Below are 26,711 nucleotides of genomic sequence, written 5' to 3' on the forward strand. Positions count from 1 at the left end.
AAATTGTGCTGCAAAATTCGGCCGAAAAGCCCCGCCGGAGACGGCGTTGACGGCGATGTTTTTCGGCGCCAGCTCGACAGCCAAGTAGCGGGTCAGCGCTTCAAGCGCGGCCTTCGAGACGCCGACCGCCGTATAGTTTTCCAAATAGCGGATCGACCCGAGCGAGCTGATGCTCACAATTTTCCCGCCGCCGACTTGCTCCATTCTTTTGGCCGCTTCCTGGGCGCAAAACAAAAGCGCTTTGCTGTTGATGTTCATCGTCCAGTTCCAATGCGTTTCTTCCAATTCCATCGCCGGGCGCAAGACGCCGGATGCGGCGTTGTTCACGAGCACGTCGACCCGCCCGAACACCTCATCGATTTGGGCAAACATGGCGTGAATTTTCTCAACGTCGCCGACGTTCGCTTTGACGACGAGCGCTTTTCTCCCGAGCGCTTCAATTTCGCGCGCCGTTTCTTCGGCAGCTGTTTTGCTGCGGGCGTAGTTGACCACGATATCGTATCCTTCCTTGGCCAGCCGCAAGGCGATCGCTTTGCCAATGCCGCGGCTGCTGCCGGTGACCACTGCTACTTTTCCGCTCATGTTTTTCACTCCTTATACATATAATATAGCCGAATTCCATAGATGAGGGAGGGGCTGCCTATGTACGTCGGCCGCGATATGACTGAGCTGTCGATGATTCCGAAAACGGAATGGACCGATGACGAACTCGCTTATTTTCATCATTCGTTCCAACAAATCGCTCCATATTTAAACGTCGAAGGGCAGACGATTCACCGTGAAATCATCGAGGAAATCGAAGCGCGCGGCGGCCTTGGGCGCCGTGAAGCAACGTATACACACGGCACGATGCCGGTGCCTGATTAATCGGGGCGGCGTACTCCGCCCGCCCATTCTTTATATTCGCGCCAAACACGTTGATGGGACACCGGAAAGGCGTACGCTTCGAGCTCATCTTCAGACACAAGCCGAAAAGGCTCCTTGGTGGACTCGCTGCTGATCAGGCGGCCGGGAAACACGGTCAACTGCCAGACTAAATGGGAAAACGCATGCTCAAACGAAACGATCGGTTCTGTAAGCTCTACTTGCAAACCGTATTGCTCCCCAACCATTTGCTCGAGCTTCTCTTTTCCATCTGCACCGTCCGTTTCGCAGCTGGGGAACTCCCATAAATTCGCAAGCAAACCGGTGTTGTCGCGCTTGCGAATGAGAACGCGGCCTTCATCATCGGCCAGCACCGCTACTGCGAGCGGCACTTGTTTGACCGCTGTTTTTTTCGTTTTCACCGGCAGCTCTTCCGCCACCCCTTCGGCGAACGCTTGGCAGTAGACTTGCACCGGACAAAGAAGGCACGACGGGCGGCGCGGTGTGCAAACAAGAGCGCCAAGCTCAATCAGCGCCTCGTTAAACGCTCCCGGGTTTTCGTACGCCATAATTTCGCGGACGATTTGTTCAAATCGTTTTCTCGTCGACGGTTTGGCAATATCGTCTGTCACGAGAAACAGACGCGACAAGACACGCATTACGTTGCCGTCAACAGCCGGCTCCGGGACGCCATAAGCGAGGCTCAACACCGCCCCGACCGTATACGGTCCGACTCCTTTCAGCCTAGAAAATTCATCTGGATCGTCCGGCACTTTGCCGCCATAGCGCGTTTTCACTTCTTTCACCGCCGCGTGCAAATTGCGCACGCGCGAGTAATAGCCGAGCCCTTCCCACGCCTTCAGCACCTCGTCCTCATCAGCGTCAGCAAGCGCCTCCAGCGTCGGAAACCGATCGATAAACTGTTCAAAATACGGAATGACCGTCTCGACGCGCGTTTGCTGCAGCATCACTTCCGACACCCATACTTTATATGGGTCGCGGCCTTTCCGCCACGGCAGGTCGCGGCGCTCGCGGGCGAACCAGTCAAGCAAATCGCGCTGAAACTCGCGCGCTGGAAATCGCTCTGTTTCTCTTGTCATTCAACGTTTCCCCCATGATGCCTATGATCCATACCCACCTTATTATATCAAAAAACCCCCGGCGTGGCTTGCCGCACGCCGAGGGAAGACGGAAGGAAATCGTTCTCAACTTTCCTTAGCCGCCGAAACATAGGCGATTTGTTCATGCTGGGCGCGCAATCGGCGAATATCGATGCGCACGAGCAACGAGATGATGAAAGCGATGACAAACAATCCGCCAAAAAAGGCCAAACTTCCTTCATAAGAACCGGTCGTGTCTTTAATATACGCAGCAAACATCGGTCCGACGAGACCAGCCGCGGCCCAAGCGGTCAAAATATAACCATGGATGGCGCCAAGCTGCTTCGTGCCGAACAAATCGCCGATATACGCCGGGATACAGGCGAATCCGCCGCCGTAGCACGTATACACAATCGTCAGCATCACAACAAACAGCCATTTGATGGACACGTTCGGCAACAGGAAGAAAATCAAGATTTGCAAAACGAAAAACGTCGTATACGTATTCGGCCGCCCAATATAATCAGAAGCCGATGCCCAACCGATGCGCCCTAACCCGTTAAACACCCCAATGGCGCCAACTAATGCCGCCGCGGCCGTTTGGCTGATGCCGATGCTTTCCACCGCCAACGGTTTGGCCACCGCTAAAACGGCAATGCCGCACGTCACGTTAATAAACAACATGAACCATAAATACCAAAAACGTCTTGTTTTAATCGCCTCATTGGCCGTCAACTGCGCCAAATCAAGCGAAGGTTTGGCTTTTCCGGCCTTCACTTTTTCCTGAAATCCTTCCGGCAGCCATCCTTCTGGCGGTTTTTCTAAATAAAGAGAAGATAACGTCATAATGACAAAATACGTAATGCCTAAAATGAAAAACGTATTTTGGACGCCGACGGAGGCAATCAAACTGTTCATCACCGGACTCGCGATCGCTGCGGCAAAACCGAATCCCATAATCGCCAGCCCTGTAGCCAACCCGCGCCGGTCTGGAAACCATTTGACAAGCGTTGACACTGGCGCAATATACCCGACTCCGAGCCCAATTCCTCCCAACACCCCGTAAAACAAATACAGCAAGTATTTCGAACCAAGCGCCACGGCCAAACCGGACCCCGTCACCCCGAGGCCAAAGAAGATGGCGGCCAATAGTCCGGATTTCCGCGGTCCGTGCTTTTCAACAAAATGGCCAAGGAACGCAGCCGACAATCCTAAAAACAAGATCGCAATGCTGAACGTGAGCGCCACTTCCTGGTCCGACCATCCAAACAATTGTTTTAATGGATTGGTAAAATTGCTCCACGCATAAACAGACCCAATCGAAATATGAATGCCGACGGCCGATAGCGCAATGAGCCAACGGTTTTTCACAGCCTCTCCTCCCCTTTTACCCGATGATGATCCGACTCTCATGCGTATACACGTTAAACGCCTGCCCGCGCAAAAAGCCAACGACGGTTATGCCGAGTTCATCCGCCAAATCCAAGGCCAGCGTCGTCGGCGCCGATTTTGAGAGCAGGACGCTCACTCCCATTTTCGCCGCCTTTAACAGCACTTCCGATGAAACGCGGCCGCTGAATACAATGAGCTTGTCTTTCATCGCAACTTGATGACGCAGGCAATAGCCATACAGCTTATCGAGCGCGTTGTGACGCCCGATGTCAGAACGAATCACGACCATCTCATCCGGTGTGGCGAGCGCGGCGTTGTGAAGACCGCCCGTCGCCGCAAAGTCCGTCGACCGCTCGTGCAGCGCTTTCATGAGGCGAATGCAGTCATCCGCCTTCACCGTGATGCCGCCGACGATCGTTTTCGCCGTCTTCATGTCATTGTAAAAATAAAATTGCCGGCTTTTTCCGCAGCACGAGCCGATGAACCGCTTGGCATAAAACTGTTTGGCCGGCAGTCCGCCTGCGGCGAGTTCGACATAAGCAAAGCCCCGCTCACCATCAATGGTCATCCCTTTGATGTCGCTGCACGTCCGAATGGCTCCTTCCGAAGCCAAAAATCCGATTACCAATTCATCTAGATGCGCCGGCGTGCAAACGATCGTCGCAAACTCCTCGCCATTGACCGTTATGGTCAACGGAAACTCGAGCGCGATCTCGTCCTCTTCCTCAACAAAGCGCCCGTTCCGGTATTTCGCAATCGGTCGCCGTTTCGCCGCAAACCCGCTCACCTTGCCATTCCCCCTTTCCATGCAAAATAAAACCGCCGCCTTCCGGACAAGAGGACAAACTCGCCCCTGTCAGCGAAAAGCGGCGGTAGTTTGCGCCCAGCACTTCTGCAGCGAAACCAACGCACATCCGTTTCCGAAACCTGCCTGCCAAGCGGCGAAACCGTTTAGCCGGCAAGGCTTCTACTATTTTCATCGTGCTAACTATTCATAAGCATACCACGAACAGTAACGAAAAACAATTGTTTCTGTTCACAAAATCGTCACAATTCAATCGGTTTTTCAAACACGAACACCGATACGGCCATATCTTCTTCCACTTTAATGTCGCTGAACAAATAAAGAAGCTTCGAACCGATGAGCTCTTCCATGCCGTCCGGCACATGTTGGGCGTACACATCTTGGATCATTTTCGTTCTCGCTGCATGCACCATCTCTCGGCCTTCCGGGGTGCGGGCGATAAATTTTTCCGTCGGCGTTAAATTGCCGTGCAAAATCGTAATTGCCAAATTGTCGACGAAATACGTTTTAATCCGTTCCGGCCCTTTGCCAAACAGCTGTTTGCGCACTTTGCGCACAATATCGTTGAAAGCGGCTTCTTTTTTGGACATTTTTCTTCCCCCTTTCCGAAAGCCACCAGAAAAAGTTCCAGCCCATCCGTTGTGTTCTTCGTTTTGCCGTACTATAATAAACTATAGCAAATGTATACATAGTGGAAAAATAATAAGGCAAGAAGCGGCCTTGTTATTTTTCTACTAAATATAAAAAGTTTGGATTGGTTGTTTAGTATCGTTATGCTAAAGAACTACTCCACCCACGATGAAGCATTCGTCTCGTCGCTGGTGGAGTTTTTTATTTTGACAAAGGGGGAGCGACGATGGAAGCGCAAATGGTGACGGTAACCATCAACGGGCGTGCCTACCGCGCCAAGCCCGGGATGACGATTTTGGAAGTCGTCAATGAACACGGTCTTCCGCATCCGCAAGTTTGTTATACGCCGGAGCTTGGCGCCATTCAGACATGCGACACGTGCATCGCTGAAGTCAACGGAACGCTGCTTCGCGCCTGTGCGACGCCGGTTGAGGACGGCATGGTCGTCGAACTCGGCTCGCCGCGGGCAAAGGCAGCGCAAAAAGAAGCGATGGACCGCCTGTTGGAAAATCATCTCTTGTACTGTACGGTGTGCGACAACAACAACGGCAACTGCAAGCTGCACAACACGGCGGAAATGATGCAAATTGAACATCAAACATATCCGTACCGGCCGAAAGTCGACCCGTCCGAGGTGGACATGTCGCATCCGTTCTACCGCTACGACCCGAATCAATGCATCGCCTGCGGGCAATGCGTCGAAGCCTGCCAAAACTTGCAAGTGAACGAAACGCTTTCGATCGATTGGGAAGCGGAACGGCCGCGCGTCGTTTGGGACGGTGGGGTGCCGATCAACGAATCGTCGTGCGTCAGCTGCGGGCATTGCGTCACCGTCTGTCCGTGCAACGCGTTAATGGAAAAATCGATGCTTGGCGAAGCGGGCTTTCTCACCGGCTTGGACAAAGACGTCCTCAACCCGATGATCGATTTTGTCAAGGAAGTCGAGCCAAACTATACGAGTATTTTCGCCATTTCTGAAATCGAGGCCGCCATGCGCGAACAACGGATCAAAAAGACGAAAACGGTTTGCACGTTCTGCGGCGTCGGCTGTTCGTTTGAAGTGTGGACGAAAGGGCGGAAAATTTTAAAAATCCAGCCGGTATCCGAAGCTCCGGTCAACGCCATTTCCACATGCGTCAAAGGAAAATTCGGCTGGGATTTCGTCAACAGCGAAGAGCGCCTAACGAAACCGCTCATTCGCAAAGGCGACGTATTCGTCGAGTCGACATGGGACGAAGCACTCGACTTGGTCGCGGAAAAGCTCGGGGCGATCAAGCGGCAATACGGCGGCAACGCCATCGGTTTTATTTCATCATCAAAAATTTCCAACGAAGAAAACTATTTAATGCAAAAACTCGCACGGCAAGTATTTGAAACGAACAATGTCGACAACTGTTCGCGCTACTGCCAGTCACCGGCGACGGACGGCCTGTTCCGCACGGTCGGCATGGGCGGCGATTCCGGCACGATTCATGACATCGCTTCAGCCGGCCTTGTCATCATCATCGGCGCCAACCCAGCGGAAGGGCATCCGGTCATCGCCACCCGCGTCAAACGGGCGCATAAACTATTCGGGCAAAAACTGATCGTCGCCGACTTGCGCCGCAACGAAATGGCGGAGCGCGCCGATTTGTTCATCCGCCCGAAACAAGGCACCGACCAAGTATGGCTGATGGCCGTGACAAAATACATCATCGACCAAGGCTGGCACGATGAGGCATTCATTCGCGAGCGCGTCCATTTCTTTGAAGAGTTTAAACAATTGCTGGAAAAATATACGCTTGATTATGCCGAACAAGTCACCGGCGTCGCCAAAGCCGATCTCATCCGCATCGCCGAGATGATCCACGAAGCGGACGGCACGTGCGTCCTCTGGGGCATGGGGGTCACGCAAAACACGGGCGGCAGCGATACATCGGCGGCGATTTCCAACTTGCTTTTGGCAACCGGCAACTACGGTCGTCCGGGGGCGGGCGCGTTCCCATTGCGCGGCCATAACAACGTCCAAGGCGCCTGCGACATGGGTTCGCTTCCTGCCTGGCTGCCTGGCTACCAACATGTCACCGATGATGAGGCGCGAGCGAAGTTTGAAAAAGCGTACGGCGTCCGCATCGATGCGAAACCAGGCCTTGACAACATCCAAATGCTCGAAGCGGCCGAGCGCGGCGAGCTGAAAGCGATGTATATCATCGGCGAAGATATGGCGCTTGTCGACTGCAACGCCAACCATGTGCAAGAGACGTTGGCGAAGCTTGACTTTGTTGTCGTTCAAGACATTTTCTTGTCAAAAACAGCGCAATTTGCTGATGTCATCTTGCCAGCAGCGCCAAGTTTGGAAAAGGAAGGAACTTTCACGAATACCGAGCGCCGCATCCAACGGTTTTACCAAGCGCTGGAGCCTCTTGGCGACTCCAAGCCAGACTGGTGGATCATTCAAGAAATCGCGAAGCGGCTTGGCGCCGATTGGAATTACGCTGGCCCGAAAGAAATCATGGATGAAATCGCCAGCCTCGCCCCACTGTACTCACAAGCGCATTACGACCGGCTCGAGGGCTGGAACAGCTTATGCTGGGGCAGCCATGACGGGGCTGACACGCCGCTGTTGTACAAAGAGCGGTTCAACTTCCCGGACGGCAAAGCCCGCTTTGCGTTAGCCGATTGGGTCGAACCGGTGCAATATCCGGAAGAGTACGATTTGCTTGTGAACAACGGCCGATTGCTCGAACATTTCCATGAAGGAAACTTGACGTACAAATCCAAAGGCATCGAGCATAAATTCCCAGAAGTGTTTGTCGAAGTATCCCCTGAACTCGCCAAAGAACGCGGCATTGAAGATGGGGCGCTCGTTCGGCTCATCTCGCCGTACGGCCGCGTCAAAGTGCGCGTGCTCGTCACCGATCGAGTCAGAGGCAATGAACTGTTCTTGCCGATGCACTCCACAGCCAATGAGAGCGCCATTAACATGCTGACCGGCCCGCAAACCGACCATCGCACGAACACGCCGGCTTACAAACAAGCCCGAGTGCGCATGGAAGTCATTGAACGGTCCGGCAAGACGCCGCTGCCGCGCACAAATCCGCGCTTTAAAAAGCGGCATCCGCAAAACGGCGTCGAGGTGGAGCGGAAGTGGCGGCGAAGCGACTACGTGCCGCTCACCGAGGAAAACAAGGGGGTGACGATCGGTGGCTAAGCCGATTACCACCATTCAAAAGCGCCAAATGACGGAGGAAGAAAAACGAACTGAAGCGCTGGCCAAGCTAAAAGCCGCTGTCGGCGACAGTGAAGAGGCAGTTCGCGAGCTCTTGGCGTTCATCGAGCAGCTCCATGAAAGCGGCCTGCTCGAAGCGGCCAACGCCTTGTTAAAAGCGCGGGAAGACGTGGCGAAAATCGTCGTCGGCCAGCTCAACCAAAAACCGGTGACAACGATGATCAACCATGCGTTCGCCATAGCTGGCCTTGTTGCTTCACTTGATCCGGAGAAAACGGCGAAACTGCTTGAGCACATCGCCGCCGGCGCGCTGGAGGCGTACGAACAAAACTCCGCCGAAACAAAAAAAATCGGGTTGTTTGATTTGCTTAAAGCGCTCAATGACCCGGACATCAACCGCGCGATCCGCTTTTTCCTGTCCGCTCTCAAAGCGATCGGCAAACGGTTCAGAAATGACGGCTAATCGATCGGCTTGCAGAGAAAAGGACAGTTGACCAATGAGCCGCCAAAAGAACGGATGGTGAACCGATCTTCCATCAGCATGGAATGCTCCCCACTTACACCTATATAGACGTTGAAGTGGGGAGCTTCTCGGTCCGAGATGATCAACAAAACGTCCCGCCTCATGCGGGGCGCTTTTCGTTTTTGGTTGAAGCGCTTCCCTTTTCGTCTGACGAACGGCTTGCTTCCTGTTTCTTTTTCTCACTCCACTGTCTATCAATCGTTTCCTTTTTTGAATCGTTGTGAAATTGGTCGTTCCGCCTCTCGCCAACGATTGTCGCTCTATGATACACTAGCCATAACCTTGTTTGTCTCTCGCCTCCTTTCGGCCAATGCCTCAAACGGTTATTGGCTGAACACAAGGTGGGGCATACTAATAGTTGCATGAAAAAGAAAGATGTGCTCCGGCCGAGAGACAACAGACAGTTTCCATCCGAACATGCAACGATGCTGCAAGAAGGAGGCGCCTTCACGTTGGATACAGGCACACATGTTTTGATGGGGGTGGCGCTCGGCAGTCTTGCTTCACTTGACCCTGCGATCGCCCATGATCCGCTCTTATCCCACGCTGTGTTGATCGGCGCGCTCGCTGGCTCGCAAGCGCCGGATATCGACACGATTTTCAAATTGCGCAACAACGCCCAATATATTCGCAACCATCGCGGCATCACCCATTCGATTCCCGCCGTCGTTCTTTGGCCGTTGCTCATCGTCAGCGTGATGGCTGCCATCTATCCGAAAACGGATTGGCTTCGCGTTTGGCTTTGGACGTTTGTTGCCGTCGCCTTGCACGTATTTGTTGACATTTTTAACTCTTACGGAACCCAGGCGTTGCGTCCGTTTACAAAAAAATGGATCGCCCTTGGCGTGATTCATACGTTTGATCCGGTCATTTTTGGGCTTCATTTGGTCGGCGTCGGCGGCTTGTTTCTCGGCGCCCATCCCGGTTATACGTTTCTTGTCGTCTACGTGCTTATCGCTGCGTATTATGGGCTTCGCTTCCGCCAGCAGGCCAACATCAAACGGCTCGTGCACGCCTCGATCGCCGGGGTGACCGAGATCATCACCGTACCGACATGGCGGCCGCGCGAATGGCATTTAGCCATTTCAACCTGCGACAAATTTTACGTCGCCCGCGTCAAACGCGGCGAGCTCATCATCCTTGACCGCTTCCAAAAGCGTGCGCTTCCCGACCATCCGGTGATGAACGCCGCCAAACGCGACGAAAATATCGCCGCTTTCTTATCTTTTTCCCCGGTTTACCGTTGGGAAATGAACGAATACGATGATTACTACGAAGTGCGCTTTACTGATTTACGCTATCGAAGCAAAGGGTATTACCCGTTTGTCGCTGTCGTCCAGCTCGACCGCGATCTCAATATTGTCAGCTCATACACCGGCTGGATTTTCAGCGAAGGCAAACTGCGCAAAAAGCTCGAACTTGCTCCAAACGGCTGATGGGCTCCGCCCCAATCATTGCCACACATAAGCGCTACAGGGTGTCCCATAATAAAAATACGTGTTGGCCATCCAACACGAGCACGCCGTTAAGGAGGGAATGTGCCGTGCGGAACAAAGCGCACAACTTCCCGAACCAAAACAACAACAAGCTCGAAGGCGAACCGCGCGCCAAGGCCGAGTACGCCTCGAAGCGGGCCGACGGCACGACCAACACCCACCCGCAAGAACGGATGCGCGCCTCCGGCGAACGAAGCGATTTCTTTTAACATGAAGGGGGAGCGCGGCATCGTTCGCCGCACTCCCCCGGCACATTCCGCAGCGAGGTGAACAATCATGGGTCACCATCGGCACAAAAAATTTTATGACAACTTTTATTCGAACCCGTTTCAGCAGCCGTGGGCCAATCCAAAACACGCCCACTCGCAAGTGAACGGCGAAACGCAGCAAACGCTTGACCTCATCATTTTAGAGCGGCAGACGCGCAAGCAGTCGTAGCGGAACAACCTAGGGAGACACCCTCCCTAGGTTTTTAGGCTCGCTTTCCGTCCGACTGTGAACTTGTCCCGCCCGTCATGATTGAGGCAAATTCGGTTTACGAAGCAGTGAAATCGGCAGCGCCTCCTCCTCTCCGTTTCCTTTCAACCGCCATCCCCAGGCAAACACTCCTTTTAAATAGCGCACTTTAAAATACTCTCCAGGCGCCCCTTCAATTTCATAAATCTCCCCAGGATGAAAATCAGCTGGATTAAGCATATACGCCTTCGCCATGGCGATTTTCCGCTCGTAGACGGCGTATTCGTTCACCATCCCCATCTGCTCCGCCTTGCGTGCCTTTTCCGTCAACATGGCGATTTCTTGTTGCAGTTCTTCTTTCGTCATTTCGCTGTACCGTTTTTGTTCTCCTTTGATCATAGGCAAGCCTCCTTTTTGAGCATTCCCGATGGATCGTTTTCATCCACATGGAACTCGGCAAAAGGCTCAGAACATCTCTTGATTTATGGAACTGGAACGATTTTGTGATCAACATTTAACAACAAAACTGATAATATATCCCATTTTTTTCAAATCCTTTCATTCGAGATCACTCGTCATTACCGTGCATGCGCAGCCATTCATTGATCAAGTCAAGTGCGAATCCTTTTCGGTACAGGGCTTGGCGCATCTTTTGCTCATAAAGCGGCCGCGGGTGGTGCGCATAACGGCGGTGCGCTTTCTCCGCCTGAACACTGAGCGCCTCCCGTTCTTCTTGTTCAGTATGAGTGCCGCCATCCGCCAAAACGGCGGCAATCACCTCATGCGGAAATCCTTTGCGCATCAGCTGCTGCCGCACCCGTTCCAAAAACGCGCGAGCCGATTCATCCCGGCGCTGTTTTTTCGCTTTTTCGTAAAGCGAGCGGGCGATGGCCATCTGTTCATCCAACGTATACTCCGCCAAACTCTGCTCGATCAAGCGGTCGGGAACGCCGAGCCGTTCCAGTTCGGCGCGCACAAGAAGCGGCCCTTTCGCCGCCGTCTTTTTTTGCGTGCGCACATAAGCGGCGGCAAACGCCTCGTCATCGACATACCGCTCGGCGCGAAGTTTTTTGAGCACTTCATCAATCACCGAATCCGGAGCGCCTTTTTTTCGCAAGTGTGCGGCGACCTCATGCTCCGAACGCATCCGGTGCGCCAAAAAGTAAAGCGCCTGTTGATACGCCTTTTTCACCTCATCGGCATACACAATATGTTGAAGCAGGTCGTCGCTGATCTCCATCCCTTTTTTCAAGCGGAATTGAAGCAATACATCTTGATCAACTGTCAATCTCAACGACGGTGCGCCGTCACGGTGCACGACAATCCAAAATCGTTCAGCATTTTGTTCGGTTGCGGCAATGTCGGCAATCGTTCCCATTGTTTGTCCCCCTTATCTTTTATCGTATCATAAGCAGGAACTTCTGACACCAAAAGCGAAGTCATAAAATAAACCAATGGAAGGGGAATCAAGATGCGCATCGCCATCAACGGCGGCACTGGGCTGATCGGCCAGGCGCTCGCCCGCCATTTTTCCAAACAAGGACATGAGATCTACATTTTCACCCGCTCTCCCAAACCTTCCGAAGGCAACATTCATTACCTTTCCTTCGACAACCACCGAAAGCCTGAAGCTGTCGATGTCGCCATTAATTTAGCCGGGGAGCCGCTCAATCGAAAACGTTGGACGGCGAAGCAAAAAGAGATCATCCTTGACAGCCGCCTTCGCGCCACCGAAGCGATGGGCCGCTGCATCGATTCACTGTCCCGCCCCCCGTCGTTGTTTATCAACGCCAGCGCCATCGGCATTTACGGCACTTCGGACTCCGCAACATTTACCGAGCAAACGACCGATTACGGCGGCGACTTTCTAGCCCAGACCGTCCAAGCATGGGAAGCATCGGCCCGTCCGATTGAGCAGCTTGGCATCCGCACCGTCTACGCTCGCTTTGGCGTCGTGTTTGCCCGACATGGCGGCGCCTTGCCGATGATGATCAAGCCGTATCTGCTGTTTGTCGGCGGCCCAATCGGCAGCGGACGGCAATGGCTGTCGTGGATTCATCTTGAAGACGTCGTGCGCGCGGTCTCGTACATCATCGAACACGAGGAATTGTCCGGCCCCATCAATTTCACCGCGCCCCATCCAGTACAAATGGAAGAATTTGGACTGACCGCCGCCCGGCTTCTTCACCGCCCGCATTGGCTTCCGGTTCCCGCTTGGGCGCTTCGCCTTCTCCTTGGCGAAATGAGCATGCTTGTCACCGAAGGGCAACGCGTCATTCCAGAGAAGCTATTGCAAGACGGCTTCCGCTTTTCGTTTCCAACGTTGGAAGGCTGTCTCACCGATTTGCTTTTGCCCCATGACCGACAAAAAATATCCAAAAAAAATTAACAAAAAAACAATTCCCTTTTTTCTTCCGATCGTGTATGATAAAGGAGACCTTAGGCTAGTTGTCGTCATAATCGCATACGGACAGGAACAAGGGGAAGGCAAATGGTGCGTCACCAGCGCTCGCGCTGGTCCTAGTGGGTTCGATTCCCACCCCGAAATTTTTTTAATGAAGTTTTAATAAAAAAATTTCGAGGGTGGGTTCCCGCTGGGAGGCTGCCCTCGGCATCCAAAGGAGGGATTGGCCATGTTGAAAAAACGCGAGCTGCAAGACTGCCATGCGCTGTACGAGCTGATGGTGCATCCGGACGTCTTCCCTTTCGTGCGCCAAAAAGCCAGCTCGTACGAAGAGTTTTTATTCATGACAAAACAGCTCATGGAGGCGGAAGAACGCGGCGAATTGATTTCGCGCACGATTTTAGACGAATGGGGAAACCCGATCGGCACAATCAGCCTCTTTGATATCCAAGATGGCGCCGGCTTTTTAGGCACGTGGCTCGGCAAGCCGTATCACGGGCTCGGTTACAATCGGCGCGCCAAAGAAGCGTTTTTCCATGAGCTGTTTTATGAGCTGTCGATCGAGACCGTGTTTTTGCGCATTCGCAAAGTCAACGTCCGCTCGATCAAAGCGGCGGAAAAACTGCCGTACGTCACGCCGGCCAATGAAACGCGGCGGGCGTTGCTCGAGCAAATCGGCGCGGATGTATACAATTTGTACGAAATTACAAAAGACAACTACACGCTCTATACAATGCGCCATCCTTCCTTTGCCCACAATGAAGAACAGCGCAAAGAGGCATAAGCCGCGCAAGAGCGCATCTGATGCAAAAAGAGGCTGTCCAAACGGACATCCTCTTTTTTACGCATAAAAACGGCTGGTTTTGCGCAAAATGGAACTAAAGGAATATTGATGCAAAGCGAGGGAACAAGCGATGGCGGAAAAACGAAAACGCGAAAAATCGAAGCATACGCTGACAAGCGCCCAAGAAGTAAGCTATGCCCGGGATTTTAAAATGGCGGACCAAGCGGGCGGCTATACGGCCAAAAAGGCGCGCCACTAGAAACGATTGCTATTTATACGCTGGCGCCGTCCATGCCATCCTAATGATTGAATCGTACGATTCACACTTTTGGATAGGGGGCATGGATGATGGGCCGTTCTCGCGGACAACGGACGCGCGACAAAAACAAGGCGACTTTGCCGCAAGTGCCGAAACAGCTGAAATCTGACGGCATCGATGTGGAATACTCGGCAGAATTTGCCGACCATGAAGACCTTGAAGCACAGGCGCGCGCTGCGGCAGCCGGCATCCGCCGGCAAGAGCGCAAACAGTAATCGAACATGGCGCCCGCTTTGATGGGGCGCCTTTTTCCTGTGAACCGCTTCCACTTCGCTTTGCTTGGAGTGAGAGACTTTCTTTGTGAAACGCGTCTCTCAAGCCGCGCTACACCGTCGCCTCGCCCTCGAGCTCCAACACTTGGCTGTACCGTTTGTAAAACCGCCCCAACTCCCCTTTGTAATTGTCTTTCCACGGTTTTTCCTTGCCGCAATAATGGATAAAAACGGTGTTTTCCTCAATCCAAGCTAAATCGTGTTTCGGGTTGGGCAAAAGCTGCAAAAAGTCATAATAGCGCGCGTCGTAGTTGTAGCGGTAGCAGTCGACCGGTTTAATTTTGTCCCAGTACAACCCATTTAACACGTCTTGGTCAGGAAGAACAAGCTTGAACCGGTTGTCGCGAATGAACTGGTAAATGTCCGCAAGCCGAACGTGTTCGCGCATCATCGCAATGTTCATCATCATCACACCCGTGTTGAAATACCCTTTCGCGTTCGGCGTTTTTAACCGCAACTTGTTGAACAAGTTTGCCACCTTCGTCGAATGGGTATGCTCAGCCGCAATGAACAAGTTCCCTTCGAAATCCATGTCATACAGCTCATCCATCGGGTTGATCGCCACAATATCCGGATCAAGGTACAAGACACGGTCGACGTCTGGCGGCAAAAACAAATGCGCCGCCAGACGGTAATACATCTCCACCGTATAGTGGCGGAAAACAGGCGCATCATGAAACAGTTGCGGATCAACGTAAATCGGCACGAGCTCATGCCCCTGCCGGCGAACAAACTCGCCAAGCGCCTGAATCTCTTCCTCGGCAATGCGCGAGTAAAGCAAGTAAAACGTAAACGGGCGCCGGTTGTTGCAAAACAGCGAATGCATCAAGACTCTCAGCGGCGGAAGATAATTGGCGTCTGTCGTCACTAACACATGGAACACGCACCATCACTTCCTTTTTTGCGTCATCGATTCCCCTTTCTCTACAATTATATAGAAATTTAGGTGAATGTTGCGCTCTTTTCATGCCAAATTGTCCGACCGCGCGATCGATTTCTTTTCATTCATTTGTATCGAAGAGCTATTCACGCGGCTACGTGCATCTTCTCCTCGCCAGCCGGCTTTCGCTGGCGAATTTCTTGTTCGACTATTTACAATTATCAAACAAATCACTATAATAAACGTATAAGCCGTCTCCTGCCAGCTTGGCCGCTTGTGCAGACCGGACGGCCCCTGCCATCTGTCCGATAGCCCCGTTGCCTGACAGGCAGCGTTGGCAGCTTTTATGCATCGACCACAAAAAGAACTGTACGGCCTGACGGCATCTCCGCGCCGGAATGCCTTCTCAGTCCGTTCAAGCCGGTTCCTATCTTGCACGCTGTATAGGAACCGGCTTTTTGCATGTAAACAGAAAGGAGGGAAATCGATGCCAGGAGCGCTCGATGGCGTGCGCGTGCTCGACTTATCGCGCGTGTTGGCTGGTCCGTATGCGACGATGATTTTAGGCGATTTAGGCGCTGATGTCATCAAAGTCGAAGCGCCCGGGGGGTCGGATGACACCCGGTTTTGGGGGCCGCCGTTCCAAAACGGCATGAGCGCTTACTATACCGCCGTCAATCGAAACAAACGAAGCATCACCGTCAATTTAAAATCGGCAGAAGGACAAGAGACGATTCGCCGCCTCGCCGAAACAGCTGATGTCCTCATTCACAATTTTAAGACCGGAACGATGGAACAGTGGGAACTTGGCTATGAATCGTTGTCACGCCTCAACCCACGTCTCATCTACTGCTCCATCACCGGGTTTGGCGAGACAGGACCACTCGCTCCATTAGCCGGCTACGACTATATCATTCAGGCAATGAGCGGCTGGATGAGCATTAACGGCACTGCGGACACCGGCCCGCTCAAAGTCGGCGTCGCCGTCACGGATGTGTTCACCGGCCTGTATGCCGCCATCGCGATCGAAGCGGCGCTTTTGGCCCGCGAGAAAACGGGGCGCGGGCAAAAAATTGATCTCGCACTGTTTGACTGCGCCGTGAGTGCGCTTGTCAATGTCGCCGCCAATTATTTGTTATCCGGCGACGTCCCGAAGCCGCTCGGCAATGAACACCCGAACATCGTGCCATACTCAACGTACATGGCAAGCGACGGTCCGATCGTCATCGCCGTCGGCAATGACCGACAATTTCAAGCGCTTTGCTCGTTGTTGTCCGATCACTCGCTTGGAACCGATCCGCGCTTTCAAACCAATCCCGGCCGAGTCGCCCATCGCGAAGAGCTAAACCGGCGGCTGAACGAGGAAATCAAGCGGCGGACGCGGGCCGAGTGGCAGCGCCTTCTCGCCGAGAAAGGCATTCCATGCGGACCGGTGCAGACGCTCGATGAACTGTTCCGCCATCCGCAAACGGCGGCGCGCGAGATGACAGTCACGGTGCACCATCCAATCGTCGGTCCGTTAACGCTTGTCGCCAGCCCACTGAAACTGTCTGACACGGCGGTGTCTTATCGGCTGCCGCCCCCGCTGGCCGGCGAGCATAACCGCGAGGTCGAAGCTGGATGGCAAGGCAACCCGGCCGCTGAAAACGGTCCGCACGACAAAAGCCAATGAATAAACCGTTGTTCTCCTCAACCGCTTCAGCGCCCGCTGAAACAAGGGAAACGAACGTTGACACGAAAAAACCATGAAAAACAAACAGTTGCATAGGGGGATGGAAACGATGATGAACTTCGACTTTACACCCGAACAGGAAATGCTGCGGCAAACGGTGCGCAAATTCGTCGATAAAGAAATTATGCCTTATATCAAAGAATGGGATGAGCGGGGCGAATTTGACCGCAACATTTTCAAGCGGCTCGCTGAGCTCAATTTAATGGGCGTCTGCATTCCCGAAGAATATGGCGGCATGGGCATGGATTACAACTCGCTTGCCATCGTCTGCGAAGAGCTCGAACGCGGCGATACGGCGTTTCGCACCGCCGTATCGGTTCACACCGGGCTGAACAGTTTGACGCTCCTTCAGTGGGGAACTGAAGAACAAAAGCAAAAATATCTCGTCCCACAAGCGCGCGGGGAAAAAATCGGCGCATTCGGCCTGACCGAACCGAATGCCGGCTCAGACGTCGCTTCCATCCAGACGACAGCCGTCCGCGACGGAGATGACTACATTTTAAACGGACAAAAAACATGGATTTCCCTCGCTGACATCGCTGACCATTTTCTCGTATTCGCCTATACGGACAAATCGAAAAAGCACCGCGGCATTTCCGCCTTTATCGTCGAACGGACGATGCCCGGCTTTTCGTCGCGCCCGATTAAAGGGAAACTTGGCATCCGCTCTGGCAATACGGGCGAGCTGTTTTTTGACAACGTCCGCGTCCCGAAAGAAAACTTGCTCGGGGAAGAAGGCGAAGGATTCAAAATCGCCATGTCAGCGCTTGACAACGGCCGCTTCACCGTCGCCGCCGGCGCGGTCGGTCTCATTATGGCATGTCTTGAGGCGAGCGTGAAATACTGCCACGAACGAAAAACATTCGGCAAAGAAATCGGCCGCCATCAGCTCGTCCAGCAAATGATCGCCCGCATGGAAGCTGGTTTGCAAATCAGCCGCCTGCTCGTTTACAAAGTCGGCTTTCTCAAAAACGAAGGCCGGCGTTGCACGAGAGAAACATCGCTCGCCAAATGGATCGCCTGCGACTACGCGAACCAGGCGGCCGACGATGCCGTGCAAATCCATGGCGCCTACGGCTATTCGAACGAATACCCGGTCGAGCGCTACTTGCGCAACTCGAAAGCGCCGGTCATTTACGAAGGAACACGGGAAATTCATACGATCATGCAGGCCGAATATGTGCTCGGTTACCGCCAAGACAAACCGCTGCGCAAAACGCTGCCGGCATGGCGGCCGGCTGAAAACTGAATCACCAACGAAATCATGGGCGGCCAAGCCGCTGACCCGCACCAAAACGCCGCTGCCCCCCATCAACCGATGAGGGGCAGCGGCTTATGGCTCTTTCTCCTCCATTTTGCAATATTGTTTGTACAAATCTTTTAGCGCCGCGCACAGAGCAGAATGGGCTTTCCCTAAATACCCTTCGTCAAGCTCGGCGAGCAGACCGTCGATGCCATCGCGCAGCGAATGGCCGCGAAGCAGGCGGGCCACGTAATCGCGCCCATGTTCAGTAGCCAGTGTGCATGATGCCTCCACGATCACCCCGTATTTTTTATCAATTTCCGCTGTGATCGTCAGCGTATCGTAAAGGCTTTTCGCCGCCATTCCGGCCGGCAGCCGCGCATGACCGGCGATAAACTGCGTTTTCATCCGCTTTCCCTCTTTCCTCGTCTTTCCTGTTGCTGTTATACCAGCTGCTATCTTATTTCGCGGCGTGCATCCATTTTCCCTGCCTCATTTGGCAGTCAACGAAAAAAAGCCGCCGGCCAGACAAACCCGGCAAGCGGCATATCGTTGCTTTTTAGCGCTGCTGTACCGACGCAAGACGGCCTGCCTCCCAGTTCACCCACGCCCCGCTGTCTGGGTCAATCGAGGCGAGACGGAGCCAGCCGTTTTGGACTTTGCGCCGAAATTCGCTGTTTTCATCGAGCAACCGCTCGATATAGGAAAACGGCGCTTCAATGATGACGAGCAACCGAAGCGGAGAGTGGAACCACTCACGGTCAGATGCGGCGACGGACTGCCACGGCAAGCCGGCTAGCAAGTCGCTTCCGTTCCCTTGCATGACGCCGATGCCGCCGGTCACCGTCTGGGTCGTTTTGTCGCCGCTTCCATAGTAATTCGGTGCCACTGTCGAAGCATAATATTGCAAGTTGATCCACTGCCCAACCGTGGCCGGCCCAGCGATGATGCCGGCCAGCGCCTCACCGGTCGGATCTTCGCGCCAATCGTAGCTGTGCAAAAACACCCGGCCGTCTAAATGAACGCCCTTTGTCAACGCCCTTTTCGGCCATCTTTTTTTTCGTGATCTNATTATACCATAAAAATCCTGCCGAAAAATCGCGCGGCATGGCGCCGACATGCGGCAGCTTCGCCATCCGCTCAGCATTGGCTTGGCGGCTGACGCCGGCAAGCGCCTGTTTCAGCTGTCGAAACGCCGCCTCAGCCGCTTCGGACAACGGCGGCACTTCCACCCAACGCAACTCGTCAACGGTCGTGATATGTTCAGCGGCGACGAACACTGTCTCATCCGGGATGACGATTCCCTCTTTCGCCAATCCATCCCGCACGTGCGGCAAGTTGGCCAACGCGGCGAATACGCGGGCGTTGAACGCCCCAGCCGCGCCGCCGCACGCCCCGCAATCGAGCGCGGACGCATACGGGTTATTTGTCGTCTCGCTCTCATGGCCGCAGACGACGACAAGCGGGGCAAATGAGGACGTCAGGCCGATGTTCACGAGAAGCTGTTTTACGTATTGCACTTGCTCTTCTTTTGTCAACCCGATCGGCAGCCCAGTCGTTTCGTCATGCCCTTGGCAATCAAGCGACAGCGTCGTCTTCGGTTTTTGTTGCGCCGACATTTCCGCCTGATGAATGGCTTGCCCGGCCCAAGCCGGCGCTGCGCTGCGGGCGATCGTATGCAAACCAAGCCAAGGGCCGCTCATTTCCGGAAGCAGCAAACCAGCCAGCAGATGCTGCTTGATTTTTTTAAACGTCCGGCCGACAAAGCGGAACAGATCGCGCCGCCGGCGGTACGGCGCCGCCGTTTCGGGAGAAGCGGTTTCGTTGATTTCATGCCGCGGCGCGACGATCGCCGGGCAAGACGGATGGGCGTCATCGCTGTCAAGCACGCGCGTTTGGATCGGCAAGCCGAAAAAGCCAGCGCAGCCGTACGTTTCAAACGGGCCGACCGCCTCTACATGACGGCGGAACGGCTCGGAGCGCACATCAATGCAAAACAATAGCTGCGCTGCCGCCTGCTCTTTTGGCTCCTCAGGTTGACGGGTGAGAACCGCTTCTTTCAGCTTCGCTTCATACGTATCTTCCCACGCCTCAAGCCAAAGATGGCGGCGGCCAATTCGCCAGAACCGATCGGCGAACACCAGACGAGCTTGGCGGTCTTCGAGCGGAAGGCGCCGCCAGTCGTCCAGCGTCATGCCGCCCCAGTGGATCCAGGCGGCCAACAGCGGCCCAACCGCACGATCGTCTTCGTTTTCTTCCTCCTTCAGCGGCAGATGGGGCGCTGTGAACACCCACTCCAGCGACAAACGAACGGCCAAGTAGTTGATCAGCCCGCCGATTTCGTCACCTGCACGGCGCGATTGCCAGACCATCATCCCCGCCCAGCCGGGCAGAGCTAATAAATGCGCTTCTAAATAGGCCACGGCTTCCTCATCCTGCACCCCAAGCTGCTCAAGCGCCCGTTGCAGCGCCTCCTCTGGATGGTGAGGCCAATCGAAAAGCCGTTTCCGCTCCTCCTTGGACAAGGACGGATCAAGAGGCGCCAAACGACGCCAAGACCCGTAAAAGCCGTGTTCACGATGCGGCAGCGCCCACACCGCCTCTCCCCGATCGTAAAACAGCTTGCACCATTTGATCATTTGTTGATCCAACCGCTTTTCCAAACCAAGGCGCACAGACCGCGTGCGGATGGAAACAGAGCGCAGCGGCATAGCGGCGGCCAACTCGATCAGTTTCGGCATCTGAAGCGCTTCTTCGGGCACCGCATCGTTCCAAAGGAGGGCGCGGCATAGCCGTTCCGCTTCATGGCGCGGCGCAGGAAGCGGCTCGTCATCCAACCATCGTTGCAGACGCCGCTCGATGAAGGAAACGTCAATCTCCCCTTTGGATAGCGCCGCATGAAAAACGGCCATTGGCGGATACAAGTCGATGCCGTAAGCTTCTTGCAGTCGGTCAGCCGCGTCGACAAACGACTTGTTTTCCATCCCCATCCACGGATGGCGGGCGATAAACGCGGAAATCGGCCAAAGCGGAGCGATCACCTTCGCCGCTTCGCTGACGATCGCCTCGAGCGGACAAGCGGCTGCTTTTTTTGCCTCCGTTGACCGTTCAAGTGATATGACGCTTCTACTCATGAGCCATCCCCTCCTTTAGATAGGACGCCAAATAACGCGGGTGTGCTTCGGTCGCCGCCGGACGCGGTTCACCAAGGTGAACAAGCCACATGTACAGCTGAATGGCAAGCATGGAACTGCGCCGGTTCGCGATCCATACAGCAACCAGCGCCGCGGCAACAAACAGAGCGCAGACAAGCCATTCGAACGAAGCGGGCGGCAGAAACGCGGACGGCATCCCGTTATGAAGCAGCGCCATAAATTGATGGCGCACCGTTTCGGACGCCAACGCCAAAGCAACGACAACCGCAAAGCCCAGCCAACGGCCTTCGCGAAAATCCGTAAGCCGTCCCCAGGCAACCGTTGCCGAGGCCGCAAGCAAAAGCGCGCTCAACAACCGGGCCGGTTCGTGCGGAGCCGCCTGCCAAAAGCCCCACCCAAACAGCACGCCGAGGATGATGCCGCCCGGCCACGAACTGCCTGTTTTTCGTAATCCTGCCCGACCGACTGGCGGCACGACGGACCCGGACTGCAAAAAGAGCGTCGCTTTAAACAACCCGTGCAACACTAAATGCACTACTGCGGCCCCGTAAGCGCCCAGGGCGCATTGCACAAGCATGACGCCCATTTGCGCCATCGTCGAACCGACGAGCTGGCGCTTATAGTCAACATGAACAAAGCTAACGCCCGTGCCAATCAAAATCGAGGCAAAAGCGATCAGAAACAGCGCCACATGCGCCCACGTTTCGTTAAAGAGCGGAGAAAAGCGCCAAAGCAAGAGCCCCCCAGCGTTGACAAGACCGGCATGCATCACCGCTGACACCGGCGTCGGCGTCACGGCTGATTCCATCAGCCAGCGATGAAACGGCCATTGCCCAGCTGGAATGACGGCAGCCAACATGAGCAATCCGCTCATCACCGCCCTTTCCCATAGAGCGAGACGAGCTAAACGTTCCGCCGACAACGCCGAGACGAGCGTCCATTCACCGACTCTCGCCCCAAGCCAAACAGCGGTGAGGGCCACAGCAATCCAACTTGCCAAAAACAGCATGCCCATCTGCCAGGCAACGAACTGAGCCGGCTCCCATTCTTTTTTCAACGCGGTCAACGCCACAAGCCCCACAAGCGGCAGCCCCCAGCACACTGCGATCAACCGCAAGTCGCCGGCCGCCCACGTGAGCGAAGCGGCAAATGACGTCCATGTCAAGAGCGAGAAATACAGCCGATAGCGGCGGTCGCCGTGCAAATAGCGAACCGCAAACCGTTGAATCGCCCAGCTGAGAAGCGAAATATAAACGGCGGACAGCCAGCTCGTCGCATCAAACCGCCACGGGCCGATGTCGACCGCGCCGCCGGCGCCGATCCATCCGAATAGCGCCGCCGTCCCCGGCAACAGCAACAGCCAAACGTGCACATGCACATATCGTTCCGACACGCGCGGAAACAGCCACACGATCGCACTTAGGAAAACGACCGCAATCGCCGCCAGCCATCCCCATGCGAACCATTCGTTCCCCATTGCCATCTCCTCCCCTCATCTGCTTGCACATCGTTCGAGAGAAAAAAGAAAAAACCGGCTATGTCAATCAGGCAAAACGGCCGAAAAAGGCCGTTCCATTGCCTATCGATTGCCCATAGCCGGTTTACCTTCAACCAATCATCGCTCGATTGTTTGAAGATCTCCCGTTCGTTGTCGCGCGGCAGGCGACGGTCGGTTTCCCTTCAACGAACCTAAGCCCACGTAGGTTTTTTGAAGGGCTCCCGACAGCATCGTCCACTATTTTATTCTATACTTACTATACAAAAGTTGTTTCAATTATACAATAACTTTGTTGATTTGTCATGGAAAAATTTATTTTGTCAACTGTTTCTCCAAATCGTTGAACAGCTTAAAGACAATAATCCGCTCACCCGTTCGGGTGCTTAAATCGGTATGAAAGCTTTTTACTTTTTCACCCGTGATTTCCAAAATCATCTTCTTCAAATCATCGACGCCCGATTCCACCAAACTCGTCCGCGACCGTTTCACCGCCAGCATCCCTTCCTTCGATTCACAAAGAGCGTACTCAGCAGGTGTCAAGATGCCATGCAGGGAAACGATAATCATATCACGCAAAATATCGGTTTTCACCGACACCGAGCCGCGGCCGAGAAAATCTTTTTCCCATTTCGTCAACGCTTTGCTGATTTCCGATTCCATCCAACCTTTTGACTTGTTCATGCCCTGATCCCCCTAACCAACCCGCGGCTTCCCGCCGCCATCCGCCACGTTGCACTGATAAACATTATTATAGCCGTAATTGGTGGATAGCGCTAGAGCAAAATGGGCAAGGCGCCGACAGAAAGCGGATTCATTCGCGTTTTGCCTGAGGCATGAGGCATCGTCTATTGGAACAAGAGCAGCGGCCCCGCACCGATCGCGCCTGGGTCGATACCGGCACACGGCCGCCCCTGTTGAAACAAGAGCGTCCGTTGTTCCGTTGGCCAGCAGGGAAAACAAACGCCCTTGCCTCACATCCTGCGGCCCTATTTTTTGTTGCAGCTGGGAAAAACAAAAACCAACCCATTCCTCCTCCCCAATAACCCTGTAATCCAACCTGCACGGAAACGTCGCCAAGAAAAAGCAAACCGGCTTTCTCCTTTCCAAGCTGGCTACTGCTGGATACACCGGAGCGACCGCAGCCGGTTCAGCGCCGCCGCCAGCTCGAAGCGGCGCGGGCGAGCAAGTTCACCCGGATTCCCTTTTCGGAACGAAACTGAGCCTAGCCCTTGACGGTCCCATTGTTCTTCGATCGCATCAAGTAGTTGGCGGATGGTTTTCTTCCCGTCGAGCCATCCTTTTCGTTCCATATACAGCAGCGCCGCGGCAATCGCCCGAGTCTGGCTGTCATCGACCAGCTGCTCAAGCGCATAAAGCAATAGATCGGTTTGCCCGTACTGAATAACGTGCCGTCCGCGCGCGACGGCTTTTGCTTTTTTTCCTTTTTGGCTGTTCAAACTTTCGGGCAGGGGAATGCGCTCGCGAATGCGGCCGAACGACTCTCCGCCTTCCGCTTTCCGTCCCGACGGCATCTCTGCAGCGATCCGCTTCGCCTCCCCGGTCACATCAAACGGGACGTACTGCTCCATTTTGATCACGCAATCAGCGATATCCAAGTAATCCCCCAACCCGCCGACGACAAGAACCGTCGAAATGCCGTAATCGCGAAATAGTTGACGCGCCTTGTCGATATACGGCGTGATTGGTTCGGCTTCTTTCGCCACGAGCGCCTGCATGCGTCCATCGCGGATGAGCAAGTTCGTTGCGCTTGTATCTTCGTCAATCAAAAACGCCGATGCCCCCGCTTCAATCATTTCGATCATGCTCGCGGCCTGTGAGGTGCTGCCGCTCGCGTTTTCCGTCGAAAACTGCGTTGTCTCTTTGCCGTACGGCAACGCGCCAATGAGCGGCGAAATGTCAACACTGGCGACGCTCCGGCCGTCTTCGGCGCGAATTTTCACCGCCCCGCTGTCGGTGATGACAAACTCCCGCCCGTCGCCGGCGATATGGTCATACACGCCGTGCTCTAACGCCTGAAGCAGCGTCGATTTGCCGTGATACCCGCCGCCGACAATAAGCGTAATGCCTTTTCGGATGCCCATGCCTTTCACCGGCTCGGTGCAGTGCGGGATCGGGATCGCGATCTCCAGCTCTGGCGGGCTTTGAAACGGTACGGCCTCGCATTGCAGCGGCTTGTCGCTCACTCCGCTCTCCCGCGGCAAAATCGCGCCGTTTTTGACAAACGCCACCAAACCATGCTCGCGCAAATAACGGCGAATGGCGTGCTGCTGATCGGCCAGCTCCACCGCCGGGCGGATGTCTTCTTCCCGAAGGCCGTACACCGCTCGCTCAATGACGGATGGAATTTGCTCGAAAAAGATGGCCTCGGCTTCTTTCGCCAAAATGCGCCGTCCATTCGCCGGCAAACCGACCGATAAACAAACCGTAATCGTCTCGTCAGCCACTTGCACCGCCGTCCGCTCGAGCACTTTTTGCCCCGGCGCATCAATCAAGACGAGTCCACTTTTTCCCGACCCGCGCGCCCGCAGCGGCCATTGCCGCAATTCGCGGTGGACGCGGCGCAAAAGCAAATCCTCACAGCGAATGCGGCGCGGTTTCGTATCGGTCCACTCCGCTGCCAGCGCCGTTTTCGCCCGCGGCACGATCACCCGCACCTTGGACGGTTCGGCAAACGGATCGCCTTGCACATGGTCAATTGCAAGCGTAAACGTTGGGAACCGATACGTACCTTCGATCGCTTTATATGCCTTATAGCCTTTTTGGTCGATCGACCGCAGCCGTTGTCTCAGTGTTTCCATCCAACCATCCCTTTCTTTTTCCCTTGACTCCTACTTCTAACAGACACCTTTCAGAATTGGATCCAACTCCAAGAATGCCCAGCCATGCCTAATGGATTCTGCGTGACACTTCCATAGCAATGTTCAGTCCTTGCCTTTGTTCTAAAACGACCCCTATGCACCATTTTGATTGTACCGCAAACCCATCCTCTTCATCCATCACCAGCAAAAACAGCGGCCCGCCTATTCTTAGGGCGAGCCGCCTGCTGCCTAACGGTCTTTCATCCCCGTATAGATCCAAATCGCTTCTTTGAAAAACTCAGCCGCTCCCGGATGCACTTGGTCATAGTAAGCTTTGAACCGTCCGTCCTCGACATACAAACGCGCCAGTCCGGCATGCGCTTCCTTGGAATAATGATCCCACCAGAGGCCAAGCCACTGGCGGTGCAAATCCGCCGCCCGTTGCGCCGCCTCTCCAGCCGGGTTGCCATCTTGCATCGCTTCTTTCAATGCCTCAAGCACATCTTGACTGAGCCGTTCCGCTTCATCAAACTGTGCCTTCGTCATCTTCCGCAGTCTGTCGTTGGAACGATCGACCTGTTCATCGCCATACTTCTGGCGAATTTCTTCTCCATATTTCCGTTCGTTTTCTTCAATCAGCTGCTCCTTGAACGCAGCAAACTTTTCTTTGTCGCTCATCATGATTCCTCCTTCTTTAGCGGCAATCGTTTTTTCAACGCTCGCAATCAACGCATCCAGATGGCGTCTTTTTTCCAACAGCTGTTGGCGGTGCTCCCTTAGCGCTTTCAATTCATCAAAGGACGGGGAATGAATGATTTGTTTGATCGTTTCCAAATCGACGCCAAGTTCACGATAAAAGAGAATTTGCTGCAAACGATCGACTTCGCGCGGCCCGTACAGCCGATAACCGGCTTCGCTCCATCGCGCCGGCTTCAGCAAGCCAATCTCATCATAATATCGAAGCGTCCGACTCGTGATCCCCGCCAGTTTCGCCAGCTCATGCACCGTGTACTCCACTTCCCTCACCTCCCTATTCATGACGATACACCTTGACGCAACGTAAAAGTAAAGAGGAAAAAAGAAAAAAGGGCTCAAGCCCAGCCCCCCATTGAACAATCGCTGTTTCATTTG

The 26,711-nt window shown here is 54.3% G+C and carries 25 protein-coding genes and 1 pseudogene; 12 read left to right on the forward strand and 14 right to left on the reverse strand.

Going from position 1 to position 26,711, the window contains the following annotated elements:
• On the reverse strand, positions 1 to 582 hold a 582-nt coding region (gene fabL, locus T260_RS132665), incomplete at its 3' end, for an enoyl-[acyl-carrier-protein] reductase FabL (protein WP_023633703.1).
• A 60-nt stretch (positions 583 to 642) separates the two neighbouring features.
• Between fabL and yfhS the strand changes: the two genes are divergently transcribed.
• Complete coding sequence (gene yfhS / locus T260_RS132660) at positions 643 to 867, forward strand: mother cell protein YfhS (RefSeq protein ID WP_011229968.1); 225 nt, start codon at positions 643 to 645, stop codon at positions 865 to 867.
• On the opposite strand, the gene mutY is transcribed toward yfhS, so the two are convergent.
• The 4 genes from mutY to T260_RS132640 all read right to left on the reverse strand — a co-directional run bounded on the left by mutY (position 864) and on the right by T260_RS132640 (position 4,751).
• A complete protein-coding gene (mutY, locus tag T260_RS132655; RefSeq protein WP_020279373.1) occupies positions 864 to 1,964 on the reverse strand; it encodes an A/G-specific adenine glycosylase in 1,101 nt (366 codons plus the stop codon). The two genes, yfhS and mutY, sit on opposite strands and share 4 nt — an antisense overlap.
• 105 nt (positions 1,965 to 2,069) lie before the next feature.
• Complete coding sequence (locus tag T260_RS132650; RefSeq protein WP_023633704.1) at positions 2,070 to 3,335, reverse strand: L-lactate MFS transporter; 1,266 nt, start codon at positions 3,333 to 3,335, stop codon at positions 2,070 to 2,072.
• 16 nt (positions 3,336 to 3,351) lie between these two features.
• Positions 3,352 to 4,143 (reverse strand): formate dehydrogenase accessory sulfurtransferase FdhD, encoded by a 792-nt coding sequence (fdhD, locus tag T260_RS132645; RefSeq protein ID WP_011229965.1) that lies wholly within the window; start codon positions 4,141 to 4,143, stop codon positions 3,352 to 3,354.
• A 260-nt stretch (positions 4,144 to 4,403) separates the two neighbouring features.
• Positions 4,404 to 4,751: a Na-translocating system protein MpsC family protein gene (locus T260_RS132640; RefSeq protein ID WP_011229964.1), complete on the reverse strand. Its 348-nt coding sequence runs from the start codon at positions 4,749 to 4,751 to the stop codon at positions 4,404 to 4,406.
• A gap of 266 nt (positions 4,752 to 5,017) precedes the next feature.
• Here T260_RS132640 and fdhF point away from each other — a divergent pair, with 266 nt between their 5' ends.
• The 5 genes from fdhF to T260_RS1000000138650 all read left to right on the forward strand — a co-directional run bounded on the left by fdhF (position 5,018) and on the right by T260_RS1000000138650 (position 10,456).
• Complete coding sequence (gene fdhF / locus T260_RS132635) at positions 5,018 to 7,981, forward strand: formate dehydrogenase subunit alpha (protein WP_020279371.1); 2,964 nt, start codon at positions 5,018 to 5,020, stop codon at positions 7,979 to 7,981.
• On the forward strand, positions 7,974 to 8,462 hold the full coding sequence (locus T260_RS132630) for a helical membrane plugin domain-containing protein (RefSeq protein ID WP_011229962.1): 489 nt from the start codon (positions 7,974 to 7,976) through the stop codon (positions 8,460 to 8,462). The genes fdhF and T260_RS132630 overlap by 8 nt, the downstream gene beginning before the upstream one ends.
• Before the next feature lie 512 nt (positions 8,463 to 8,974).
• Positions 8,975 to 9,958, forward strand: a complete 984-nt coding sequence (locus T260_RS132625; RefSeq protein WP_011229960.1) for a metal-dependent hydrolase — start codon at positions 8,975 to 8,977, stop codon at positions 9,956 to 9,958.
• 107 nt (positions 9,959 to 10,065) lie between these two features.
• Entirely contained in the window at positions 10,066 to 10,227 is a 162-nt protein-coding gene (locus T260_RS132620) for a small, acid-soluble spore protein K (protein WP_011229959.1), read from the forward strand.
• 67 nt (positions 10,228 to 10,294) lie between these two features.
• Positions 10,295 to 10,456 (forward strand): YpzG family protein, encoded by a 162-nt coding sequence (locus tag T260_RS1000000138650; protein WP_011229958.1) that lies wholly within the window; start codon positions 10,295 to 10,297, stop codon positions 10,454 to 10,456.
• 75 nt (positions 10,457 to 10,531) lie between these two features.
• On the opposite strand, the gene T260_RS132615 is transcribed toward T260_RS1000000138650, so the two are convergent.
• Both T260_RS132615 and recX read right to left on the reverse strand, forming a co-directional pair.
• Entirely contained in the window at positions 10,532 to 10,873 is a 342-nt protein-coding gene (locus tag T260_RS132615; RefSeq protein ID WP_011229957.1) for a YfhH family protein, read from the reverse strand.
• A 169-nt stretch (positions 10,874 to 11,042) separates the two neighbouring features.
• Positions 11,043 to 11,852 carry a recombination regulator RecX gene (gene recX, locus T260_RS132610; RefSeq protein ID WP_011229956.1) on the reverse strand — a complete coding sequence of 270 codons (810 nt, stop codon included), beginning with the start codon at positions 11,850 to 11,852 and terminating at the stop codon, positions 11,043 to 11,045.
• A 93-nt stretch (positions 11,853 to 11,945) separates the two neighbouring features.
• Here recX and T260_RS132605 point away from each other — a divergent pair, with 93 nt between their 5' ends.
• The 4 genes from T260_RS132605 to T260_RS132595 all read left to right on the forward strand — a co-directional run bounded on the left by T260_RS132605 (position 11,946) and on the right by T260_RS132595 (position 14,196).
• Positions 11,946 to 12,863, forward strand: a complete 918-nt coding sequence (locus T260_RS132605; RefSeq protein WP_014194913.1) for a TIGR01777 family oxidoreductase — start codon at positions 11,946 to 11,948, stop codon at positions 12,861 to 12,863.
• A 244-nt stretch (positions 12,864 to 13,107) separates the two neighbouring features.
• Positions 13,108 to 13,662: a GNAT family N-acetyltransferase gene (locus T260_RS132600; RefSeq protein ID WP_011229954.1), complete on the forward strand. Its 555-nt coding sequence runs from the start codon at positions 13,108 to 13,110 to the stop codon at positions 13,660 to 13,662.
• Between the two features lie 130 nt (positions 13,663 to 13,792).
• Positions 13,793 to 13,921 carry a YfhE family protein gene (locus tag T260_RS1000000138655; RefSeq protein WP_011229953.1) on the forward strand — a complete coding sequence of 43 codons (129 nt, stop codon included), beginning with the start codon at positions 13,793 to 13,795 and terminating at the stop codon, positions 13,919 to 13,921.
• Between the two features lie 89 nt (positions 13,922 to 14,010).
• Complete coding sequence (locus T260_RS132595) at positions 14,011 to 14,196, forward strand: YfhD family protein (RefSeq protein ID WP_011229952.1); 186 nt, start codon at positions 14,011 to 14,013, stop codon at positions 14,194 to 14,196.
• Positions 14,197 to 14,305: 109 nt separating this feature from the next.
• Here the strand turns inward: T260_RS132595 and T260_RS132590 are convergent, their stop codons facing one another.
• Entirely contained in the window at positions 14,306 to 15,136 is an 831-nt protein-coding gene (locus T260_RS132590) for a glycosyltransferase family 8 protein (protein WP_011229951.1), read from the reverse strand.
• Positions 15,137 to 15,620: 484 nt separating this feature from the next.
• Between T260_RS132590 and T260_RS132585 the strand changes: the two genes are divergently transcribed.
• A complete protein-coding gene (locus T260_RS132585; RefSeq protein WP_011229950.1) occupies positions 15,621 to 16,805 on the forward strand; it encodes a CaiB/BaiF CoA transferase family protein in 1,185 nt (394 codons plus the stop codon).
• 109 nt (positions 16,806 to 16,914) lie between these two features.
• Complete coding sequence (locus T260_RS132580) at positions 16,915 to 18,114, forward strand: acyl-CoA dehydrogenase family protein (RefSeq protein WP_023633705.1); 1,200 nt, start codon at positions 16,915 to 16,917, stop codon at positions 18,112 to 18,114.
• Positions 18,115 to 18,198: 84 nt separating this feature from the next.
• Here T260_RS132580 and T260_RS132575 read toward each other — a convergent pair whose 3' ends face one another.
• From T260_RS132575 to T260_RS132550, 6 genes and pseudogenes are all read right to left on the reverse strand, one after another.
• Positions 18,199 to 18,516, reverse strand: coding sequence for a DUF3870 domain-containing protein (locus tag T260_RS132575; RefSeq protein ID WP_011229948.1), 318 nt, complete (start codon positions 18,514 to 18,516; stop codon positions 18,199 to 18,201).
• A gap of 151 nt (positions 18,517 to 18,667) precedes the next feature.
• A pseudogene (locus T260_RS01000000137895) lies at positions 18,668 to 21,242 on the reverse strand (DUF2309 domain-containing protein).
• Positions 21,235 to 22,740 carry an NADH dehydrogenase subunit 5 gene (locus T260_RS132570; protein WP_023633706.1) on the reverse strand — a complete coding sequence of 502 codons (1,506 nt, stop codon included), beginning with the start codon at positions 22,738 to 22,740 and terminating at the stop codon, positions 21,235 to 21,237. Before T260_RS132570 ends, T260_RS01000000137895 begins: the two are co-directional and overlap by 8 nt.
• Before the next feature lie 333 nt (positions 22,741 to 23,073).
• Positions 23,074 to 23,442: a Na-translocating system protein MpsC family protein gene (locus T260_RS132565; protein WP_011229945.1), complete on the reverse strand. Its 369-nt coding sequence runs from the start codon at positions 23,440 to 23,442 to the stop codon at positions 23,074 to 23,076.
• Positions 23,443 to 23,873: 431 nt separating this feature from the next.
• The gene (locus T260_RS132555; RefSeq protein ID WP_011229943.1) at positions 23,874 to 25,580 is read right to left on the reverse strand and encodes an ABC-ATPase domain-containing protein; all 1,707 of its coding nucleotides are present in this window, start codon (positions 25,578 to 25,580) and stop codon (positions 23,874 to 23,876) included.
• Between the two features lie 249 nt (positions 25,581 to 25,829).
• Entirely contained in the window at positions 25,830 to 26,618 is a 789-nt protein-coding gene (locus T260_RS132550) for a MerR family transcriptional regulator (RefSeq protein WP_031206060.1), read from the reverse strand.
• Between the last annotated feature and the right edge of the window lie 93 nt (positions 26,619 to 26,711).

Source organism: Geobacillus thermopakistaniensis, from assembly GCF_000498995.1.
GTDB lineage: Bacteria > Bacillota > Bacilli > Bacillales > Anoxybacillaceae > Geobacillus > Geobacillus thermoleovorans.

Excerpts from the sequence above, each read along its gene's own strand:
- T260_RS132640 (WP_011229964.1), bottom strand. The coding sequence starts at position 4,751 with ATGTCCAAAAAAGAAGCCGCTTTCAACGATATTGTGCGCAAAGTGCGC.
- T260_RS132550 (WP_031206060.1), bottom strand. The coding sequence starts at position 26,618 with ATGAATAGGGAGGTGAGGGAAGTGGAGTACACGGTGCATGAGCTGGCG.
- T260_RS132595 (WP_011229952.1), top strand. The coding sequence starts at position 14,011 with ATGGGCCGTTCTCGCGGACAACGGACGCGCGACAAAAACAAGGCGACT.
- T260_RS132570 (WP_023633706.1), bottom strand. The coding sequence starts at position 22,740 with ATGGGGAACGAATGGTTCGCATGGGGATGGCTGGCGGCGATTGCGGTC.
- T260_RS132615 (WP_011229957.1), bottom strand. The coding sequence starts at position 10,873 with ATGATCAAAGGAGAACAAAAACGGTACAGCGAAATGACGAAAGAAGAA.
- T260_RS1000000138655 (WP_011229953.1), top strand. The coding sequence starts at position 13,793 with ATGGCGGAAAAACGAAAACGCGAAAAATCGAAGCATACGCTGACAAGC.
- T260_RS132565 (WP_011229945.1), bottom strand. The coding sequence starts at position 23,442 with ATGAACAAGTCAAAAGGTTGGATGGAATCGGAAATCAGCAAAGCGTTG.
- T260_RS132580 (WP_023633705.1), top strand. The coding sequence starts at position 16,915 with ATGATGAACTTCGACTTTACACCCGAACAGGAAATGCTGCGGCAAACG.
- T260_RS132575 (WP_011229948.1), bottom strand. The coding sequence starts at position 18,516 with ATGAAAACGCAGTTTATCGCCGGTCATGCGCGGCTGCCGGCCGGAATG.
- recX (WP_011229956.1), bottom strand. The coding sequence starts at position 11,852 with ATGGGAACGATTGCCGACATTGCCGCAACCGAACAAAATGCTGAACGA.
- yfhS (WP_011229968.1), top strand. The coding sequence starts at position 643 with ATGTACGTCGGCCGCGATATGACTGAGCTGTCGATGATTCCGAAAACG.
- fdhF (WP_020279371.1), top strand. The coding sequence starts at position 5,018 with ATGGAAGCGCAAATGGTGACGGTAACCATCAACGGGCGTGCCTACCGC.
- T260_RS132585 (WP_011229950.1), top strand. The coding sequence starts at position 15,621 with ATGCCAGGAGCGCTCGATGGCGTGCGCGTGCTCGACTTATCGCGCGTG.
- mutY (WP_020279373.1), bottom strand. The coding sequence starts at position 1,964 with ATGACAAGAGAAACAGAGCGATTTCCAGCGCGCGAGTTTCAGCGCGAT.
- T260_RS132555 (WP_011229943.1), bottom strand. The coding sequence starts at position 25,580 with ATGGAAACACTGAGACAACGGCTGCGGTCGATCGACCAAAAAGGCTAT.
- T260_RS1000000138650 (WP_011229958.1), top strand. The coding sequence starts at position 10,295 with ATGGGTCACCATCGGCACAAAAAATTTTATGACAACTTTTATTCGAAC.
- T260_RS132605 (WP_014194913.1), top strand. The coding sequence starts at position 11,946 with ATGCGCATCGCCATCAACGGCGGCACTGGGCTGATCGGCCAGGCGCTC.
- T260_RS132600 (WP_011229954.1), top strand. The coding sequence starts at position 13,108 with ATGTTGAAAAAACGCGAGCTGCAAGACTGCCATGCGCTGTACGAGCTG.